Annotated in this window: 17 protein-coding genes; all 17 read left to right on the top strand. The window is 38.0% G+C overall.

Annotation, left to right across the window (positions count from 1 at the left end; translation table 11 throughout):
* Nucleotides 1–14: 14 nt before the first annotated feature.
* The 17 genes from QSJ81_RS15115 to QSJ81_RS15195 all read left to right on the top strand — a co-directional run bounded on the left by QSJ81_RS15115 (nucleotide 15) and on the right by QSJ81_RS15195 (nucleotide 19,037).
* A complete protein-coding gene (locus QSJ81_RS15115; RefSeq protein WP_285718200.1) occupies nucleotides 15–962 on the top strand; it encodes a phage tail tube protein in 948 nt (315 codons plus the stop codon).
* A 22-nt stretch (nucleotides 963–984) separates the two neighbouring features.
* Nucleotides 985–1,251, top strand: coding sequence for a hypothetical protein (locus tag QSJ81_RS15120; RefSeq protein WP_285718201.1), 267 nt, complete (start codon nucleotides 985–987; stop codon nucleotides 1,249–1,251).
* 14 nt (nucleotides 1,252–1,265) lie between these two features.
* Nucleotides 1,266–1,568: a DUF1799 domain-containing protein gene (locus QSJ81_RS15125; protein ID WP_285718202.1), complete on the top strand. Its 303-nt coding sequence runs from the start codon at nucleotides 1,266–1,268 to the stop codon at nucleotides 1,566–1,568.
* Between the two features lie 2 nt (nucleotides 1,569–1,570).
* A complete protein-coding gene (locus QSJ81_RS15130) occupies nucleotides 1,571–2,806 on the top strand; it encodes a hypothetical protein (RefSeq protein WP_285718203.1) in 1,236 nt (411 codons plus the stop codon).
* 9 nt (nucleotides 2,807–2,815) lie between these two features.
* A complete protein-coding gene (locus QSJ81_RS15135; RefSeq protein WP_285718204.1) occupies nucleotides 2,816–3,160 on the top strand; it encodes a hypothetical protein in 345 nt (114 codons plus the stop codon).
* 2 nt (nucleotides 3,161–3,162) lie between these two features.
* Entirely contained in the window at nucleotides 3,163–3,783 is a 621-nt protein-coding gene (locus QSJ81_RS15140) for a DUF1833 family protein (protein WP_285718205.1), read from the top strand.
* A complete protein-coding gene (locus QSJ81_RS15145; RefSeq protein WP_285718206.1) occupies nucleotides 3,767–4,165 on the top strand; it encodes a C40 family peptidase in 399 nt (132 codons plus the stop codon). Before QSJ81_RS15140 ends, QSJ81_RS15145 begins: the two co-directional genes overlap by 17 nt.
* On the top strand, nucleotides 4,158–8,135 hold the full coding sequence (locus QSJ81_RS15150; protein WP_285718207.1) for a TipJ family phage tail tip protein: 3,978 nt from the start codon (nucleotides 4,158–4,160) through the stop codon (nucleotides 8,133–8,135). Before QSJ81_RS15145 ends, QSJ81_RS15150 begins: the two co-directional genes overlap by 8 nt.
* Nucleotide 8,136: 1 nt before the next feature.
* On the top strand, nucleotides 8,137–10,356 hold the full coding sequence (locus QSJ81_RS15155) for a LamG-like jellyroll fold domain-containing protein (protein WP_285718208.1): 2,220 nt from the start codon (nucleotides 8,137–8,139) through the stop codon (nucleotides 10,354–10,356).
* The gene (locus tag QSJ81_RS15160) at nucleotides 10,356–10,685 is read left to right on the top strand and encodes a hypothetical protein (protein ID WP_285718209.1); all 330 of its coding nucleotides are present in this window, start codon (nucleotides 10,356–10,358) and stop codon (nucleotides 10,683–10,685) included. Before QSJ81_RS15155 ends, QSJ81_RS15160 begins: the two co-directional genes overlap by 1 nt.
* 112 nt (nucleotides 10,686–10,797) lie before the next feature.
* Nucleotides 10,798–15,795 carry a TipJ family phage tail tip protein gene (locus tag QSJ81_RS15165; protein WP_285718210.1) on the top strand — a complete coding sequence of 1,666 codons (4,998 nt, stop codon included), beginning with the start codon at nucleotides 10,798–10,800 and terminating at the stop codon, nucleotides 15,793–15,795.
* Nucleotides 15,796–15,829: 34 nt separating this feature from the next.
* Entirely contained in the window at nucleotides 15,830–17,155 is a 1,326-nt protein-coding gene (locus tag QSJ81_RS15170) for a hypothetical protein (protein ID WP_285718211.1), read from the top strand.
* A gap of 1 nt (nucleotide 17,156) precedes the next feature.
* Nucleotides 17,157–17,513 carry a hypothetical protein gene (locus tag QSJ81_RS15175; protein ID WP_285718212.1) on the top strand — a complete coding sequence of 119 codons (357 nt, stop codon included), beginning with the start codon at nucleotides 17,157–17,159 and terminating at the stop codon, nucleotides 17,511–17,513.
* A 155-nt stretch (nucleotides 17,514–17,668) separates the two neighbouring features.
* Complete coding sequence (locus QSJ81_RS15180; protein ID WP_285718213.1) at nucleotides 17,669–18,022, top strand: hypothetical protein; 354 nt, start codon at nucleotides 17,669–17,671, stop codon at nucleotides 18,020–18,022.
* A gap of 8 nt (nucleotides 18,023–18,030) precedes the next feature.
* The gene (locus QSJ81_RS15185; protein ID WP_285718214.1) at nucleotides 18,031–18,294 is read left to right on the top strand and encodes a hypothetical protein; all 264 of its coding nucleotides are present in this window, start codon (nucleotides 18,031–18,033) and stop codon (nucleotides 18,292–18,294) included.
* Nucleotides 18,284–18,721 carry a glycoside hydrolase family 73 protein gene (locus QSJ81_RS15190; RefSeq protein WP_285718215.1) on the top strand — a complete coding sequence of 146 codons (438 nt, stop codon included), beginning with the start codon at nucleotides 18,284–18,286 and terminating at the stop codon, nucleotides 18,719–18,721. The genes QSJ81_RS15185 and QSJ81_RS15190 overlap by 11 nt, the downstream gene beginning before the upstream one ends.
* Nucleotides 18,714–19,037 (top strand): hypothetical protein, encoded by a 324-nt coding sequence (locus QSJ81_RS15195; protein ID WP_285718216.1) that lies wholly within the window; start codon nucleotides 18,714–18,716, stop codon nucleotides 19,035–19,037. Before QSJ81_RS15190 ends, QSJ81_RS15195 begins: the two co-directional genes overlap by 8 nt.
* Nucleotides 19,038–19,329 lie beyond the last annotated feature (292 nt).

Below are 19,329 nucleotides of genomic sequence, written 5' to 3' on the forward strand. Positions count from 1 at the left end.
GGAGGAAATATATTATGAGTCAAGCACAAGGTGCACAAGGAAGGTTAGTATTTGATTATGAATCCAGTTTCGGACAAAACCCTACGACTAAGGCCGGTAAAGTGTTACCCTTCAATACATTAGATGTGAAATCAAAACAAAATATGAAGGATTTGGCAACCATTACTGGTACCAGAAATCCGGTAGCTCCTGCTCCAGGAAATATCAGTGTAGACGGCAATATCGTTGTACCTGTAGATGAAGCAGGTATTGGGTATTGGTTGAAAGGATTATTTGGTAATCCCGTTACCACAGGCAGTGCTGATCCATATCAGCATGTATTTAAGATCGGCACAACGCAGCCTTCCATGGTTTTGGAAAAAGGCTTTACTGATATTGGTCAGTATGCATTGCTAAACAGTTGCAAAATTAGTTCTTTCAAAGTCGGTTTTGGCGGTGAGGATGAGCTAACAGCATCTATGACAATTATGGGAGCAAAAGAGGCTCTTTCATCCACTCCTTATATGACGAATCCTTCCAATATAGTGTTATCTCGTTTTACCAATTTGCAGGCCAGCATTGAGGAAGGCGGAGCAGCTATTGCTACCATTACTAAAGGAGATTTTACGATTGATGCAGGCTTGGACGGCACGCAGTATACAATTGGTAATGGTGGTCTTCGTAGTGATATTCCTGCAGGCATCTATAAAATTTCTGGTAATATTACAGCTCTTTTTGATGGTGCAACACTATTGGAAAAAGCTCTCACAGGAACAAAGTCAAGTTTGAAAGTGAAGTTCTCAGCTAATAATCATAGCCTAGAATTTTTATTCCCCGAAATCACATATGAACGTAGTACTCCTGGTATTACAGGTCCGGCAGGTGTTTTAATTACACTTCCCTTCCATGCTTTTTATCAATCAAATACCGATAATTCTGCTGTAAAAGCTACATTAGTTAACAGTGTTGCCAGCTACTTATAATTAAAGATAAGGGAGACTATTTATGACGATACTACCACAAGCAAGGGCTATGAGCCGCAATGAATTGAAGGCTTTTCGTGCTACTGGTTTGGACCCGGTATTTTTTGATTCTACAGGTGACAATCAATTGTCATTTTTAAAATTAACAGTCTTAGGAAATGACTGGATTTTAGATAATATTTATAAAGATCATGATTTTGATGATGTGCCTAATAACCAACTAGTAGAATTGGCAGAGAAAACTTTTCGTATGACTTATGGGTTGGAGAAAGAAGTAAAAAACTCCTAGAGGTCTGGGAATGGGTGGCAGGCAGGCGACAGGAATATTGCGAAGCCTGCCGTAAAACCCAAACGCAGGCCGATAAAAAACGCAAGTGCAGGACTTGTGAAGCTAGTTGCCCTGAGATTATGCCGGAAAATCGTGAAGCCTGGCAGCTATGGATTTATGTAAATACACAATGGCGGGTAAGTCATGGCGGAATAGTCGGATTAGACTATACTGCCGTTTTTGCTATAGCAGAAGTTTATGGTATGGAATTGACTCCGGCTTTGTGTAGAAAAATAAAAGCTCTGGAAATATATGAAATACGAAGACAGGAGGTGTAAGAATGTATCAGGTGCTTTCAGAAGATGGATTTGCTGATGGTTTAATAGCCAAGTTGGTAGGTAGTGACTTTGGACAAAAAATTGCCACAGCATGTGAAATGCAGCAACAGTTAGTAGAAAAGATGAATACGCTAGCAGGTAATGCTCAGAAAGTTCAACAAGAAATACCTAAAGGATCTAGTTCGCTTACTGCAGCAACTCAAGAAAATAAGAATAATAACACTAAGAATGAATTTGATAAGCTTATACAAGCATCACTAGATCGGCTAAAAAACTATGCGCAGGAACAACTGAAAAGTGTGATAGCCCATAAGGAATCTTTATCGCAGGGGCTAAAGAATGTATTTAAAAATATATCTTCAGAAGTTCCTAGTTTGCTAACGGCACTACTTAGTAAAAGAGCGCAAGAAATATTCGATGGATGGCAGTCAAAGCTTAGCAAATCAATTAAGGAACGTTTAGATAAAATATTTAAAACTGATAACAGCAAGGATAATAAGCAAGCTTCTAGTGGGGATAAAAAAACATCTTCCACTAATGCATCAAAAAGTGATGCAAAAGGAGGTCAACAGTCTAATACGCAAGAAACGCAGCCAGATCCAAATTTATATAAACCATCTACAGCTGTGAACGTTTTCAGGAAAGATATGGATGAGAAAAAGACAAATTATACGAAGATTATGGAAGACTCTTTTAATCGCATAAATAGTAGCGCAGAACAACATTTTAACAAGATGCTTACAGGTGCAGAATCTTTTAGTCAAGGATTTAAAGGAATTTTTAAAGATATGACAACAGAGATTAGCAAAATGCTACTTGAAATATTTTATAAACAGGTAATAGAAAAAAAACTGGGCAAGTGGTTTGGAGATTTTTTAGGTAATATATTTAAGGCCGAAGGCGGACCGGTTGCATCGCAAACATCATATATTGTGGGAGAAAGAGGGCCTGAACTGTTCATCCCAGATCACGCGGGAACTGTTATTCCAAACCATCAATTGGATGAAACACTTGCCACTGCAAAAATGCAAGGTATAAGTAGTGTAAGCCGTGCCACAACAACAAGCGCAACCCAAGCCCCGCCAGTTGTCGTTAATGTTGTCAATAAGTCTGGAGTAAAGGCCGATACAAAGCAGGAGACAAGCTGGGACGGGCAGCAGTATGTTATTAATGTTGTCATGGATGCTTATGCACGCAATGTGAATGGCATGCGTGATGTGTTGGGAGTAAGGAGGTAAATAATCAATATGTCATTGTTAGTTTTTCCTAATGTAACAAACCCTGTATATCCACTAGATGAAGGACGGGAGAATCCTGCGATATCTTCACAAATGGAAAATGGAATGGTGGTATCTAGGCCAAGGTTTACGCGCATTCGCAAAAAATGGACATTAAAATGGACTGCTCTTAAAAATAATGAATATCAAATTCTTATGACTTTTTGGGAGAAAATGTGTGGCGGTAGCCAAGAATTCCAATGGATCAATCCAGTTACTGCTGCTAGCTATACGGTACGCTTTACAGGTGAAATGAATTTTCACTTGACTTCTCATGATATGTGGGAAGGCGAAATTACCTTGCAGGAGGTTTGATTGTGGCACTAAATTTATCTAATATTTCAATTATAGAAAAAAATAAGCTAACTTCCGATGGGGCATGGCTGGTTTTACTGGAAATTCAAATAGCAAAAGATTTAATTATTAGGATTGTACGTAATACAGAAGATATTGTGTGGAATGGTTATACATGGGTTGCATTTCCTTTTGAATTAGATGAAATTAAAGAAACTTCCCAAGGTGAACTTCCGCAAATTCCGGTGCGAGTTTCTAATATATCTCGGAGTGTTCAACAATATATTGAACAGGCCAATGGTGGCGTTGGAGCTACTGTAATATTACGTGTAGTTCATTCTCAGCATCTTGAGATACTAGCTGCTGATATAGAAGAAACCTTTACAGTACAGCACGTTAGTTCAGACAGTATGTGGGTTACATTTGATTTAGGCGGTGATATGCCAACGATGCTTCGTTTTCCATTCCGGAGAGTTTTGAAAGATTATTGTCCTTTTACGTATAAAGGAATTGAATGTGGAGCGCAGTCCTATCAAGAAACTTGTAATAAGACATTAGGTGATTGTCGCGAGCGGGGTAATGCAACTCGTTTTGGTGGTGAACCCAGTATACCCCAAGGAGGTATCTATGCATCCAATCGATAAATTGATAGGTAAACCATTTGTGAATGGCGGTAGAGGCCCTGACAGTTATGACTGTTGGGGTCTTGTCTGTGAAGTTTTTAAGATGTATGGGATTGAATTACCAGATTATAAAATCAGTTGTGAAGATGTCAGCCTGATTGACGGTGAAATCAATGAACAACGAAATCGCTGGTGCAGGTGTGAGGGGGAACCCCCTGTACCTGCTCTTGTTGTTATGAGGTTTAATCAGGCTGTATTTTGTAACCATACTGGAGTTTATATAGGTGATGGAAGATTTATTCATACTGCTGAGAAAATGGGTGTTCATATTGATCATATTGATAGTCCAGCATGGCGGCGCAAAATTGAAGGACTTTATGTGCCAGGGTGGTTAGATGGCTGATATAACTTTAACAATATTAAGAAACCCTTTTAATATTAGTGACAGGGAAATAAAAAAACTAGCGTATATACCTGAAAAAACTGTAAGTGAATATATTCAACCAGTAATGATGGGGATCGATTTAGAAGAAATGGTAGTTAGTCACAACGGTGCTATCGTAGATAAGGAACAGCTAAATTCATTGACTGTTGAAAATGGTGACTACATAGCAGCCTGTCCGGTAGTAGGTAAAGGCGGCGGTAAAAACATTCTTAGAATGATTGCCACAGTGGCATTGATGGCGTACACAGGTAATATAGCAGCTGGACATGGATGGGGGGCAACGTTAGGTGGTGCTGGTTCTTGGGGTGCTTCATTGGCAGCTGGAGCAATTAGCGCAATTGGCGGTATGCTCATTAATCACATGTTTCCACAGCCTACACCAGAAATGCCGAGTACGGACATGACGACATCTACGCCAACCTATTCATGGGGAAATTTACAGTCCCTTTCCGGTCAGGGTAATGCCTTGGCTGTCACTTATGGAACCATGCGAACAGCAGGACAAATTTTGTCTCAGCATATCACAAATGGCGATGGAGATAAACAATACCTAAATCTCTTGCTATGCGGTGGTGAGGGACCAGCTGATAGTATTACAGATATAAAAATTAATGATAATCCTATATCAAATTATCATGATGTTTCAGTGGATATACGTTTAGGGATGAATGACCAGACAGCAATTTCTAATTTTAATGATACATATGCCGATCAGGTACTAAGCTATGAACTGTCTAATGATGATATATGGGCAACCCATCAAACTGAAGGAAATGGCGGACAAGGTCTTGAGATCACCTTTGAATTACCTGGAGGATTGTACCATGTAAACGATAATGGTAACTTAGAAAATGCAACTGTTAAATTTAATGCACAATATAGACAGGTGGGGCGGTCAGAATGGAAAGATTGGCTGGAGACACATATTTACAAAGTATATTCTTCTGTTCAAGAAAAAATTGGGACAGTTCAGGCTTTAAAAGTTGGACAAAAGGCTATTGCTGAGACATGGACATTAAGCTGTATTGATGGAAATATATTCTCAGTTACAGGATCAGTTTCGGGACGAAAAGATGATGCTAAAGTTGGAGTTGCTTATGATAACGGATTAATCGGTTTTACGATTATAAGAAATAGATTGGGTTTTATAGGAGGTTTGTTTAATAAAGCACAGTTTACATTAGAAGTTAGGACTAACGAACTAGTTGTAACAGCGGCGAAAAATAGTCCAGTACGTAAGGTATATCGTATTGACAATCTACCTGCTGGTCGCTATGAAGTTCGTGCGAAATGCAGCTATAAATCTGGTACGACAACAAGAGATAGTACTCGAGCGTGCTGGACGCAGCTCAGTCATATTAGTTATGATGATTTCTGCCGTTCTGGTAAAGTGCTTGTGGGTATCAAAGCTTTAGCAACTGATCAGTTAAGCGGCGGTATGCCGACAGTGACCTGGTTACAGACAGTTAACGATATTAACGTATATAACCCTAATATTGTTAAATATGAGCGAAAGTCGGCTCGTAATCCGGCGTGGGCTGCATATGATTTGTTACACCGTTGTAAAATTATAAAGAATACCAAAACAGGGATAGTAGAAAATGTAGTTTTCGGTATTCCGGCGAATCGAATTGACTATCAAGCTTTTGCCGATTGGGCCGACTTTTGTACGGAACGAAAGTTGGAGTTTGAGTATATATTTGATACTGCCTCTGATTTGTGGAGTTCCTTACAAAAACCAGAAAGTGTGGGTCGGGGTAAAGTCATATTAAAAGGAACTCGCTATTCCTGTGTTTGTGATAGACCGACTCAGCCTGTACAACTTTTCACCATGGGCAATATGGTGCAGGATAAATTCCAAGAAGACTTTTTGGGGATGAAGGATAGAGCAAATGCCATTGAAATATCCTTTGTAAATAAAGATAAAGGATATCAAAAAGATACACTTACTATATATGGAGATGACTGGGATAATAGCAAGACCATTCAAAATCCAACTCAGATTACCTTGTACGGCTGCACATCTTATCAACAAGCTTATCGTGAAGGCAAATATCGCCTGAGATTAAATAAATATTTGCAGCGTACCATATCCTTTGATGCGGATATTGATGCTATAGCCTGCCAAGTTGGAGATGTAATTCTAATTCAGCATGACATCCCACAGTGGGGCTATGGAGGTAGAGTATTAGCAGCCACAGAAGATACCATTCAGCTTGACCGCAGTATTACAATGGAAGTCGGTAAAGAATATTCAGTCATGGTGCGGTTAGCAGATGATACTCTTGTAGAGAAGCAAGTCCTCGGATTTATTACAGAAACAGATATAGTGAAGGTATCTACTCCATTTACAACCATTCCACAAGAGTGGGATGTTTTTAGTTTCGGTGAAACCCATAAGGTAACTAAGCCCTTTAGGGTTTTGAACATTAGTCGCTCCCAGGAATTCAAGCGTAGCATTACAGCGCTGGAATATGTTGAAGGAGTATATACGGAAGCTGATGCTATTCCGGTGATTGATTATAGTGATTTAGATATAGCTAGTTTAGAAATCGCTAATCTTACGGTCAGAGAGATGACTTTCAGACAGAAGGATGGAAGTATAGTTTCTCAACTTGATTGTTCTTGGGGATTAATTCGTGGTACAACTGCAGATCGGTTTGAAATTCGGTATAGCTATGATCTTGGTGAATCATGGATATTTCATGCTTCTAACAGTGAAAATAACTGTACAATTCCAAATGTGCAAACTGGAAGGCATTATATAGTAAAGGTTTCTGCTGTTAAAGGTATGGTTATATCTAATGGTGTAGTCAGTGATGCTATTTTTATTAACGGTAAAGATACTCCACCATCAGATATATCTAAATTAACCCTGTCAAAGGTAGGTTTAAATTTACATGCCATATTTAATCCTGTTAACGATCCTGATATTAAGTATTATGAGTTGAGAATGGGCCCGACATGGGAAAATAGTTGTTTAATAAAAACTCTTTCAGGATCGGAATGTGTTTTTGAGGCTCCTAATGAAGGAACACTAACTTTTTGGGTTAAGGCTGTAGATAATTCTGGCAACCATTCAAAAAATGCTGCTAAAGCGGTCATCAATGTTTTAGGACTTCCAGCTAAAAATATTATTCTTGAACGTAATGAAGATATTTCGAAATGGCAGACCAGTCATATGTATCGAGATATTCAAGGCAATTGGAAAATTTGTAGCATTAAAAAAGTTAGTGATTATAAAAGATTTGCAGAGATTTTCGGTATGCCGGAGCAATTACAGGAAGGGCCTGAAATTATATTACCTGCTATTGATCTCGGTCAAAATACTATTGAAGCTAGCAACTTTTATACTGACCCCTGGGGAAATATAAAAGTCAAGTCAGTTGAGAAACTTTGCGACTATGATAGGTTTGTGGATATATTTGGTACGGACATTCATCTTCAGCCGATTAAGTATGCTACAGAGACATTTATATCCATTGATGTTGAATATAAGCAATCGGCTATGAATGCTGTTGAAATAGAATACCGAACCAGTATAGATGGACAGAGTTTCGGTGATTGGATTCCGTCTATCAATAAGCAATTTTTTGGGCGCTACGTACAAATAAGGCTGTTACCAAAATCGATGGATGGTGTAACTAACGTAGTTATTTCTGCAGTTAAAACTGCAATAGATGTTCCAGATATTGAAGAGATCATTGAAAAAATTGATATTCCGGAACAGAAGACTCGTGTATATTTTAAACGAAAATTTTATGCAGAGCCGAAAAGTATTGCTCTTTTTACACAAGATTCTACAGGAAAACAGGCAACATGGCGGTTGTCAAATGTTACAATTGATGGATTTGATATTGAAATTCTTGCTACAGATGGAAGTTTGATTTCAGGTAGACTAAATAAAGCAATTATAAGGGGGTATTAATTTGAGTAGACTAGACATAATGCAAGGTCCGCAGGAGGCTATTGATTACATCAACGGACATAATCATACAGATGGATTAGGTCAGCAGGTCCCTACAGGCGGATTGGCAGATAAAGCGGTTACGGGAGCAAAAATAGCAGATCAAACAATTGTTGGGGCTAATATTCAGGATGAGACGATAGACATTACAAAAATAAAAAAATATTCCATAACAGCTGATCGGTTAGCAAAAGATTTGAATCTTTCAACAGGAGAGAGTGCTTTAGGACTTACTAATTATATAGCAGATGGGATGAATATTTATCCTAGCGAAGGATTAAGTTGTACAGTAGATATTGGTAGATCTAGTATTGGTGAAAAAGTACAGAAACTAAAACAATTCAATCAAGTGGAATTATCTCCGTGTAAAGCTGCGTTGATTTATGCGCAGCAGTCGGCCGATAGTAATGAACCTATTATAGGAAAAGTGAATGCCATATATCCAGAAGCTGAACAGAATGTAACTGTTGCACGATATTTATTTAATCAAAAAGTAAATGATACTACCATTCTTGATACAAGTGGAAATGGTAATGATCTCACTATTAATGGCGGATGTACCTTAGTCGATGGCTATATAGATCAATCAATTAAATTTGATGGTTTAACAGGATACATGCAAAGTAAAAGTAACGTAAATTTACCAGATGGAGCAAAGGAACGTGAAGTTACGGCTATATTTACTACATTGAACACAAGTAGCTGCCAAATTATCTTCGGATATGGACAAGCAGATACTAATGGAGTCGGCTTATGGATCTATAATGGGAGGTTTTATGTCTCCAATAATACTGGAATTGATACAAGCTATCCTGTTGAAGTAGGTAAATTATATGTTGCGACAATATGGAACAATGGGATTGATAACAAATTATTTATTAACGGAGTATTGGTATTTAGTGAAAAGAGAACTCTTGCCACCGTACTGAACACGAATTTTCTTCAAATTGGCAAATATAATACTGATGTAACTAATTATCGTCCAAAAATCATCATGCACTATTTTGAGATTCGTAATAAATGCAGAGCATTAGATCAAATTGCAAAAATGGTAAATAAATTATTAATTCCATGTAATTATGTTGTAACAAATGCCCAATATCCTACTTTCTCTGATACTGACAAAGCAAATTACCATGAATGGAAATTCGATGAAAGCAGCGGTACTACAATTAATGACAGCAATAGCCTTTCCCCTATTATTGGAAGTGGTGTTGGAACGCCTCTTTTTGCAAAAAGCCTTTTGGGATTAGGTAACGCAAGAAAATTTGATGGAACGAATTATATAAATTGCGGTAAGTTTACTTTTCAAGGGGAAGTTACCATAGTTGGTGTTATAACTCTTGATGGCTATAGTAACAAAACAATACTAGGCAATTACAATGGTACAAATGGTTCGATATTCAACGCCTCAGATGTGAATAATAAAATTTCATTATGGTCACAACCTAATGGCTGGCAAGCTGCTCCTACATCACTACCATTGAATATTCCTGCATTTGTATGCATCACAGTTAGCGGTGGAATTGCAACCATCTATTCAAATTCTCCAATACCAGATATTCAAATTCCATACGCGATCGACATGATAAATAATAACACCTTGCAAATAGGTGCTGCAGGGCAAACTGCTACTCCGTTTACTGGAACGATGGACTATCTAGCACTCATTCCAAGAAAACTGCAACAGATAGAAGTAACTAAAATATATAATAGTCTTATGCAACAAGTTGGGAAGAGTATTGTCACTGATATTTTGCCTGATAACAGTATTGGGTTAGGGCTTGTAAAAACTAATTCGAATAAAGTAATTGAAATTGATGATTCTTCCTATAAATATGGACGCAAAGAAGGAGCTGTTGGTGGTAATCGACAAGTATTCTTAGGATGGAAATGGGTAACTGCTGGCGGACTATATTTATATAATCACCCCTTTGGTATAAAAAATATAAAAACAACGCTAATAGCTACAAAAGATATGAATAGCTATTGGCAAAACCCATCTATGGATATGATGTACAATACAGGGGTTGGGACATATGGTCCAGTCGTAAAAGGTGTAACAAATGAAAAAGTAAAGGTTGTAGTAGGTGATTATTGTGGATGGTGGGGTCAAACTACTTATGACGATGGAAGCTATAATGCTTTCTATTTAGGTGTATTAGCGGAGGTGGTTGAATAATGATGTGGTATAACTCAAAATCAAGTGAACTACAAAGCACTCCACCATGGGGTGCTTCTTATATTGCCCAAGAAGTTATTGAGGAACTCTATCTTGACTGGCAGCAGGTGTCGGATGATTTTATACCTTCAATGCCTATCCTGACAAAAGAACAAAAACTTGTAGCTTTGGATGCAGAATATGAATCCCAATTCACCGAACTAGCCAAAGCTTGGGCAACTGCCAGTATGTGCGGGAACAATGTATTGTCTGATGAAATTAAGATTGAATATGCAAAACTAAAAGAAGAATACAACACAAAACAAGAGGCAATTAAAAATGATAGGTAAGCGCTGCTTTATTTGTGGGGCAAAAGAAAAAGGCGGTAAATGTACCAATAGAGAATGCTCACGGAGCAAATAAGAGATTGGATATAGGCTATTAAATATAAGGGGGGGTTAGATGTCTGATATTACATTAACAATACTGAAAAACCCTTTTAATATTAGTGACAGGGAAATAAAAAAAATAGCGTATGCCCCGAGGAAAACGATAAGTGAATATATTCAACCAGTGATGATGGGGATTAAAGTAGAAGAAATGGTAGTTAGTCGTAACGGAGCTATAGTAGGTAATGAGCTGCTAAGTTCATTACCTATTGAAAGTGGCGACTATATTGCAGTATGTCCGGTAGTAGGTAAAGGCGGAGGCAAAAATATTCTTAGAATGATTGCCACGGTGGCATTGATGGCGTACACAGGTAATATAGCAGCCGGGCATGGTTGGGGGGCAACGTTAGGTGGTGCTGGTTCGTGGGGGGCTTCATTGGCAGCTGGAGCAATTAGCATGGTTGGCGGTATGCTCATCAATCACTTGTTCCCGCAGCCAATGCCAGAAATGCCGAGTGCGGACATGGTAACATCTACACCAACCTATTCATGGGGAGGTTTGCAGTCTCTTTCAGGTCAGGGTAACGCTTTAGCTGTTACCTACGGAACCATGCGAACAGCAGGACAAATTTTGGCACAGCATGTCACTAATGGCGATGGAGATAAACAATATCTAAATCTTTTACTATGTGGTGGTGAGGGACCAGTCGATAGTATTACAGATATAAAAATAAATGATAATCCTATATCATATTATACGGATGTTGCAAAACCAGTGTTAAGTTTTGGGACGAATGATCAAGTGGCAATTCCTTATTTTAACGATACTTATGCCGATCAGGCGTTAAACTATGAACTGATTCGGTCTGACGATTGGTTAACTACTCAGCAAACTGAGGGGAATGGCGGTGGAGGGCTGGAGATTACCCTTGAGTGCCCGAATGGATTGTATTATGCCAACGATCAAGGTAGTTTAGATAAAGCCACAGTAAAAGTACAAGGACGATATCGAAAAGTAGGAGCGGACGCTTGGATATGCTGGGACGAGTGGACTATTACTGCAGCACAAAATAATGCTGTCCGCAAGGTCTATAGAATCGATAATTTGCCTGTAGGAAAGTATGAAGTTCAATGTAGATGTTCATATAAATCAAATAAAGACGAATCACCTAGATACTGCACAAAAGTTTATTGGACACAACTTAGCCATATTATTCATGAGGATTTTTCGCGTCCAGGTAAAGTATTAGTAGCTATTAGAGCGTTGGCCACCGATCAATTGAGTGGCGGTTTACCTACGGTAACGTGGCTTCAGAGTGTAGAAACTGTAAATGTCTATAATCCAATTAATGGTCAATATGAAAAAAAACCGGCTCGCATTCCGGCATGGGTAGCTTATGATTTATTACATCGCTGTAAAAAGATAAAAAATACCCAGACAAGAGCAGATGAGTATGTAGTATTTGGTATTCCGGCTAACAGAATCGACTATCAGGCTTTCGCTGATTGGGCTGCCTTTTGTGCCGAAAGGAAGCTGGATTTTGAACATATTTTTGATACTGCCTCTGATTTGTGGAGTTCTTTGCAAAAACCTGAAAGTGTAGGACGGGGAAAGGTTATTTTAAAAGGAACCCGTTATTCTTGTGTATGTGATAGACCGACTCAGCCTGTACAGCTTTTCACTATGGGGAATATTGTACAAGATAAATTCCAGGAGGATTTTCTGGGGATAAAAGATCGGGCCAATGCAGTTGAAATATCTTTTATAAACAAAGATAAAGGATATCAGAAGGATACGCTTACTATATATGGGGATGAGTGGGATAGCTTAGAGACAATTCAAAATCCGACTCAAATTACTTTGTATGGTTGTACATCTTATAAACAGGCATATCGTGAAGGTAAATACCGTTTACGATTAAACCAATATCTGCAACGTACTGTATCTTTTGATGCTGATATTGATGCAATTGCTTGTCAAGTAGGAGATGTAATCCTAATTCAGCATGACATACCGCAATGGGGCTATGGTGGTAGAGTCTTAGCTGCCACAGAAAATACCATTCAGTTTGACCACAATATTACAATGGAGGCTGGGAAAGAATATTCTGTTATGGTACGGCTAGCAGATGATACTCTTGTAGAGAAACAGGTGATAGGTGCTGTAGCGGAAACAGATACAGTGACAGTGTCAACTTCATTTACATCCATTCCACAAAAGTGGGATGTTTTTAGTTTCGGTGAAAACTATAAGGTATCGAAGCCTTTTAGAGTGGTGAATATTAGTCGTTCTCAGGAATTCAAGCGAAGCATTACAGCACTGGAATATGTTGAAGCCATATATACAGAAGCAGATAACATTCCTGTAATTAATTATAGTGATTTGGATAACAGCGCTCCAGAGGTGAGTAATTTAAGTCTAGGACAGCAAACCTATAGGCAGAAGGACGGGACTATCATATCTGAAATAGATTGCTCATGGATAGTACCTAAACAATATATCAAAAATTCAATTGTTTGGTACAGTAGAGATGGGGGGCAATCATGGGTTTTATGGGGTAATACAACGAATAATTTAGCAGTGATTACAGGCGTAAAATCTCAAGAAACATATTTAGTTAAAGTATGTACGCTGAACTATTCAGGTGTGGTTTCGCCAGGCATTATTTCAAAAGGAATTTATATTACAGGTAAGGATGAACCGCCTTCTGATATTTCTATTTTGAGTGCATGGCAGGATATTAGCGACAGTACAAAAGTTGTACTGCAGTGGTCGGTGGTGAAGGATATTGATCTCAAAGGCTATGAAATTAGAGTAGGTACGTCTTGGGATGCTGGAGAGGCAATTACTAGTATAGTATATGGAACAACGTTTACATATACTACGAAGAAAGACGGAGTGTATAATTTTTTCATAAAAGCTGTTGACAATAGCGGAAACTATTCTGTAACCGCAAAGATAACGACTCTCGATATTGTCATCACGCCAAATACGATATCTAATTTCAATGTCAAGCAACTTGAAACAGATAGAAGTAGATTAAAAATGACTTGGGATATGAATATTGAAAATGATTTGGCCTATTATGAAATTCGTCAAGGTGATAACTGGGATACTGCAAAGATTACTGCAACGCAAATTAAGGCTACATTCTTTGAGTATCAACTCCTTGAGGAAGGTAACTATAGCTTTTTAATAAAAGCTGTTAATGTCGCCGGAAATATGAGTATTCATCCAGGACAATATACAAAGCAGTATACATTGCGTCCTAATGCTCCTTCCTCGGGAGGGATTATTCAGGATCGCAGTGATAAAACAACGCTGGTAGTGAGTTGGGACAATATACCGGATAAGGATTTGTATCAATATGAAGTGCGTTTAGGGAATGCCTGGGATATAGCTACATCTATAGCAACTACGAAGGAGTTAAATATTAGGTATAAACTGGCATTAAGCGGCAGGTACAATCTTATGATTCGCGCTCAGAACGTTGCTGGCTATATGTCTAACATCTTAAATCTTACTATTGATGCTGATATTGAAGCCATGGATATAACAGGGTTTTCAGCCACGCAACTTTCTTCAGATCGTACCAAAGTACGGCTGCAATGGAATACGCCTAGTGAATTGGATATTGCGTATTGTGAAATACGGAAAGGTCCTACATGGGATAGTAGTGTGGTGATTGGTAATCGGGTAACTGGAACATTTTTTGATACCATCATAGCAGAAGAATCAAAACAAATATTTTGGATAAAAGCAGTAAATATAGGTGGGATCTATAGTCAATTTCCGGTAAGTGCAGAGGGAATTTTTAATTTGAATCCTGATTGTCCGACAAATTTGCAAGCAATGCATGATTCAAATGACCGTTCGAATGTCATTATTAGTTGGACGGGCATTATAGAAACGGATTTGTTTGAGTATGAGTTGCGGGTAGGTTATACATGGAATTCAAGTAGTTTAGTAGCTAAAACAAAAGAAAGTCAAGTGACTTACCGACCGTCTGATAGTGGCGATGTGAAATTCATTATAAAGGCAAAGAATACTGCTGGTTTTTATTCGGATGAACTATTTATACACTTCAATGCTCGATTGGAGCCAGCAGATGTTGTAGGTTTTCAAGTGATACAGAATGGCGATAATGTACAGTTTTTATGGCAAAAATCAATTGAACCTGATGTTGTTGGATACGAAATTCGTGAAGGCAGTACCTTTGAAAATGGGATGCTGGTAACTACGGGTATTACACAGACGTTCTTACAGGTACCAATCGATACAGAGCGAACATATCGTTATCATATTAAAGCTATCAATCGTTCGGGATTCTACAGTCAGCGAGCAATGTCAGTATCTATTGTTATAATAGGATTATTGCCCAAAAATACAATTCAAACTTATGACGAAGTGAAGCTGCAAAATGGCACAGCAACTAATGTGGAATTTGCTCCTAGTCTCATTAATTTTAGTAATTTTGAAGGTCTGTTTAGCGACTATCCTACTACACGTTATAGCGAAGTTGGCGGGCAAAAGGTATTAAAGTTACAACAGCAAAACGGTGTATATATGTCAACTGGTGAATATTGTTGTCAGCGTAAAGATCTGGAACAAGTAATTACTGCAAATATTTCTACGCAATTTGTTACATCTATTTTGCGTTGCAGTGGAGTGATGGCAAAACTTCAATACCGTATCAGTACTGATAGTATGACATGGAACGCATGGCGGGATTTTTCGCCTGTTTTAGCAACCTTTCGCTATATAGATTTTCGTGTACAATTAGCGACATCTGACTTAGCAAAAACACCGGAAGTAAACCAATTTACGATTAATATTGATGTGCCGGACACAGATAAAGCTGGGATGGCTATAATAGCGAGTGGTGGATCAGATATTAGTTATGGATATAACTATTATACACTTCCTAGTGTACTGCCTACAGCAATTGGACAAGGGGTAAGGGCAGAGCTAATTAGTATAGCAAAAGATAAGTTTCGCTGTCGTGTGATCAATTCAACAGGGCAAGATGTTGACAATGGAAAAATAACTTGGATTTCAAAAGGCTACTAAATATAGTCTTTTATCATTTAGAGGAGAGATGTTTATGGCAAATTATAATGCTAATTTACCAGCAGATACAGATTTCATTGCAGATGGCCCAAAGGAAATACGTGAAAATCAGGAAGCATTGCGTGTTGATCAAATAGTAGATGCGGGAAGAGTGAAAGGTCTGGTGCCGGGAAATGGAAGTGGTCAAATTCCCATTTCAAATGGTAATGTAAATGTCGATTTGAATGCAGAAAAACTGCAAAATAAAACGCCTGCTGATTTCGCAGATGTAAATCATGTTCATGGGGTTGCGACAACAGCAAGTAATGGTATGATGTCAAATACTGATAAAGCAAAGCTAGATAGTATAGCTTCTAGTGCACAGCCAAATCAAAATGCATTTTCAAATATTTTAGTAGGTGGGACAACGATTCAGGCCGATAGTCAGACAGATGTCTTAGAACTTGCGTCAGGAGCAAATGTTACACTTGCTCCTGACGCAGCCAATGATAAAGTGACAATATCCGTTAGCGGCAAAGTTCCTAGTGCAAGTAATGCAGATTATGCCACGACTGCGGGGGCGGCTCCAGCAAATGGAGGTACGGCCAGTACTATAAGCGGAACGATAACCGGTAATCAAGTTATTGCTGATAGAGGTGATACTAATACTGATCTAGGAACCGCAAGGGAATTTCGGTGGAGAAATTACGGCAAAGGTCATACGATAATTGATAATAGTAAAGGAGAATATCCAGGTGGTAATACAAATCCACAAAATGCCTGGTCTGCAACATATCCAATACTTATGGGATACAACGGAAGTCAGACCTATGGGGTAAGAGTAGATAGTGCTCGAGTAGCAGATACTGCAGTAAGTGCCCCAGCTAATGGAGGAATATCTGATTCTTCTCATTATGGGGAAAGGTTGCGTAGAAATGATTCTGGAGACAATTACTCTGTTCAAACGAATTGGGATGGAACGTATTGGAATTTGAAGGGATATACTCCTAATGATGCTTATCATGCGCCTTGTAAGGTGGCTTATGCAGATAATGCGAACACCGTAGGTGGTCAAACTGTTGCACAGCTTCAAGCAACTTTATCGCCAGCCGCTAATGTGTCTATTTTAACAGGAGTAGTGAGTTCACATTGGGTTAGTACTCGTTCTTGGATTACCCATGGGTTTAGTACAGTTACCCATTATGCTTATACCCATGCAGTCGATTTGCCTTTACCAAGTGGATTTACCGCAAATCAATGTAAATTATTAGCTTTTGGTCCAACAGGTACATACACAACATCATCTTTTAGTATCGGTGAATTACCAGAAGCAGATAATAATCCAAGATATTATTCGTATATTGTGATAGGAGTGAAATAATATGTGGTATTTATTTAGAGGCACGTCTTGTATTGGTCTTTGCTCAGATGCACCAAATACCGAAATCTTAAAAGGGCAAGGAGTCGTTGCTATATTTAGTGAAAAAAATATACAGGTCGATAAAGCAGTCTTAGTAGAGGATGAAATTCAAGAAAAAATACCAACATTAGCAGAAAAAAGAACACAAGCGCTTATTGACCTTGATGCACAATACGATTCATATTTCACTGCGTTATCAAAATCATTAGGTCTGGCAATGCTAGATAATGACGCTGACTTAATTAATGAACTCAGAGCGGATTATGTTGAATTAAAACGAGTTTATGACGCTAATAAAGGAGAAATAGAAAATGGATAAACGTTGTTTTATATGTGGGTATAAAGAAAAAGAAGGTAAATGTGAAAATCCCAATTGTAGTCGTAGTAAGTAATGTAATTTTGTTTTTAAGGTAGGAATACTATTTTGCTATAGAGGCAGGTTTTTAACCTGCCTTTTTTATATTGAGGTGACAAATGGAAGCAATTATGCAGTTAATAATCACACAAGGGGCTGGAGTAGTAGCATTAACTATTGTATTTTACCAATATTATGCTATGCCTAAAAAAATCGAAATGAATAAAAAAATTATTGAAGCTTTAAAAAGAGTAATTGAAGAAAATGGCAAGACGATGCTGGCAGTGGTTAAGATTTTAAATAATATTTCAGAACGTTTGACAACTCATGAAAATAGGGCATGTGAATTAGAATACAAATTAGAAAGTATTACAGAAAATATTCAAAGAAGTTTGCAAACTATTAATGATTGCAGTGAAGAGATGAAAACTTCATTAACAAAAATAGAAATCTACTCAGGAAATAAAAAGTAGGTGATAGTATGATGCGTAAAATAATATGCTTTTTGGCGGATAATTGGGTTGGTGTTGTGATCTCGATGGTGTTAGCACTTTTTGTGTTTTGGGCGTTTGGCTTTATGTCAAACGCTCTTTTTAGTACTAAATTTGAACTATCATCCTGTTGGGCAGGTGTAGCCGCTATTAGTACAGCAGGAGTAGTTAGTTTAGGAAAGTATTGGACAGATTCCAAACATAACAGTCCTGTAAGTGAAATGCCAAATAGGGGGGATAAAAATGATATCTGAAGAATTTATCAATTGGATTGCGCCTGGAGTGCAAGAAATATGCAAAAAATATAACCTGTTTTCTAGTGTTTGTATTGCTCAGGCGGCACTTGAATCTGGTTGGGGTAGGTATACGATTGGAAAATATAATTTGTTTGGGCGTAAAGCGGTAGATGGAGATAAATCTATATTGGTTACGACTCAGGAGTGTTATGACGGAGAGTGGCAGAATATATCTGCGGCCTTTAAAGATTATGACTCTTTGGAAGATGCAATTGAAGATTATTGCGTCTTACTTACAGAAGAACCAGTCTATGCGTCTTGTCTGGAACAAACGACGGTAGAGGATTTCGTGAATACATTAGGACCAATCTATGCTACCGATCCTGAATATGCAAATAAGATACTGCAAACAATTGGTGCCAGTGAGTTACAAGAATATGATTAATAGATGGAATAGGGTAAAGCTGTGGTTACAGCGGGAATGGAAATTTGTCATAGTGTTATTCATGGGGTTTGTATTTTATGGATACTCCTGCTATGAATACGATAAATCAAGATCAGTGCCTATGAAGACAATTACCCAACTTTCTGCTGATGAGATAGTAAAAGCAATTAGCAAGCTTAATATTCCTGTGACTCCCACTGAAACTAAATTTATTACCCAAGAAATCGTAAAACGTGAACAATTGCCTCCTGGGATTATCTATGTAACAAAAAATCAGAAAGAAGCCGATGTTGAAGTTGATAAAATAGCAAAGTAAGATAAAGCCGACTTTTTGCTTAAAAACACCACAAACGATAATGGAACCATTACTAATAAATATTATGGTGTACATATGGAGAAGAAACATGAAATAAAATTAGGAGTATCTAATATAGATCACGAATTCTATATATCTGCGGGTACCAAAATAAAAATATAGATATGATTTTTCATAGCAAGGATTTGAAAAGAATAGATGGCGCTTCAGTAATGATGACTGTGGCACGGTTTTAAGAATAATATTATTTTTGTATTTTAGACATTTGTTGTAATGGCAGATGTCTTTTATA

The sequence above is a fragment of the Pelosinus sp. IPA-1 genome (assembly GCF_030269905.1).
In the GTDB taxonomy this organism is placed as follows: domain Bacteria; phylum Bacillota; class Negativicutes; order DSM-13327; family DSM-13327; genus Pelosinus.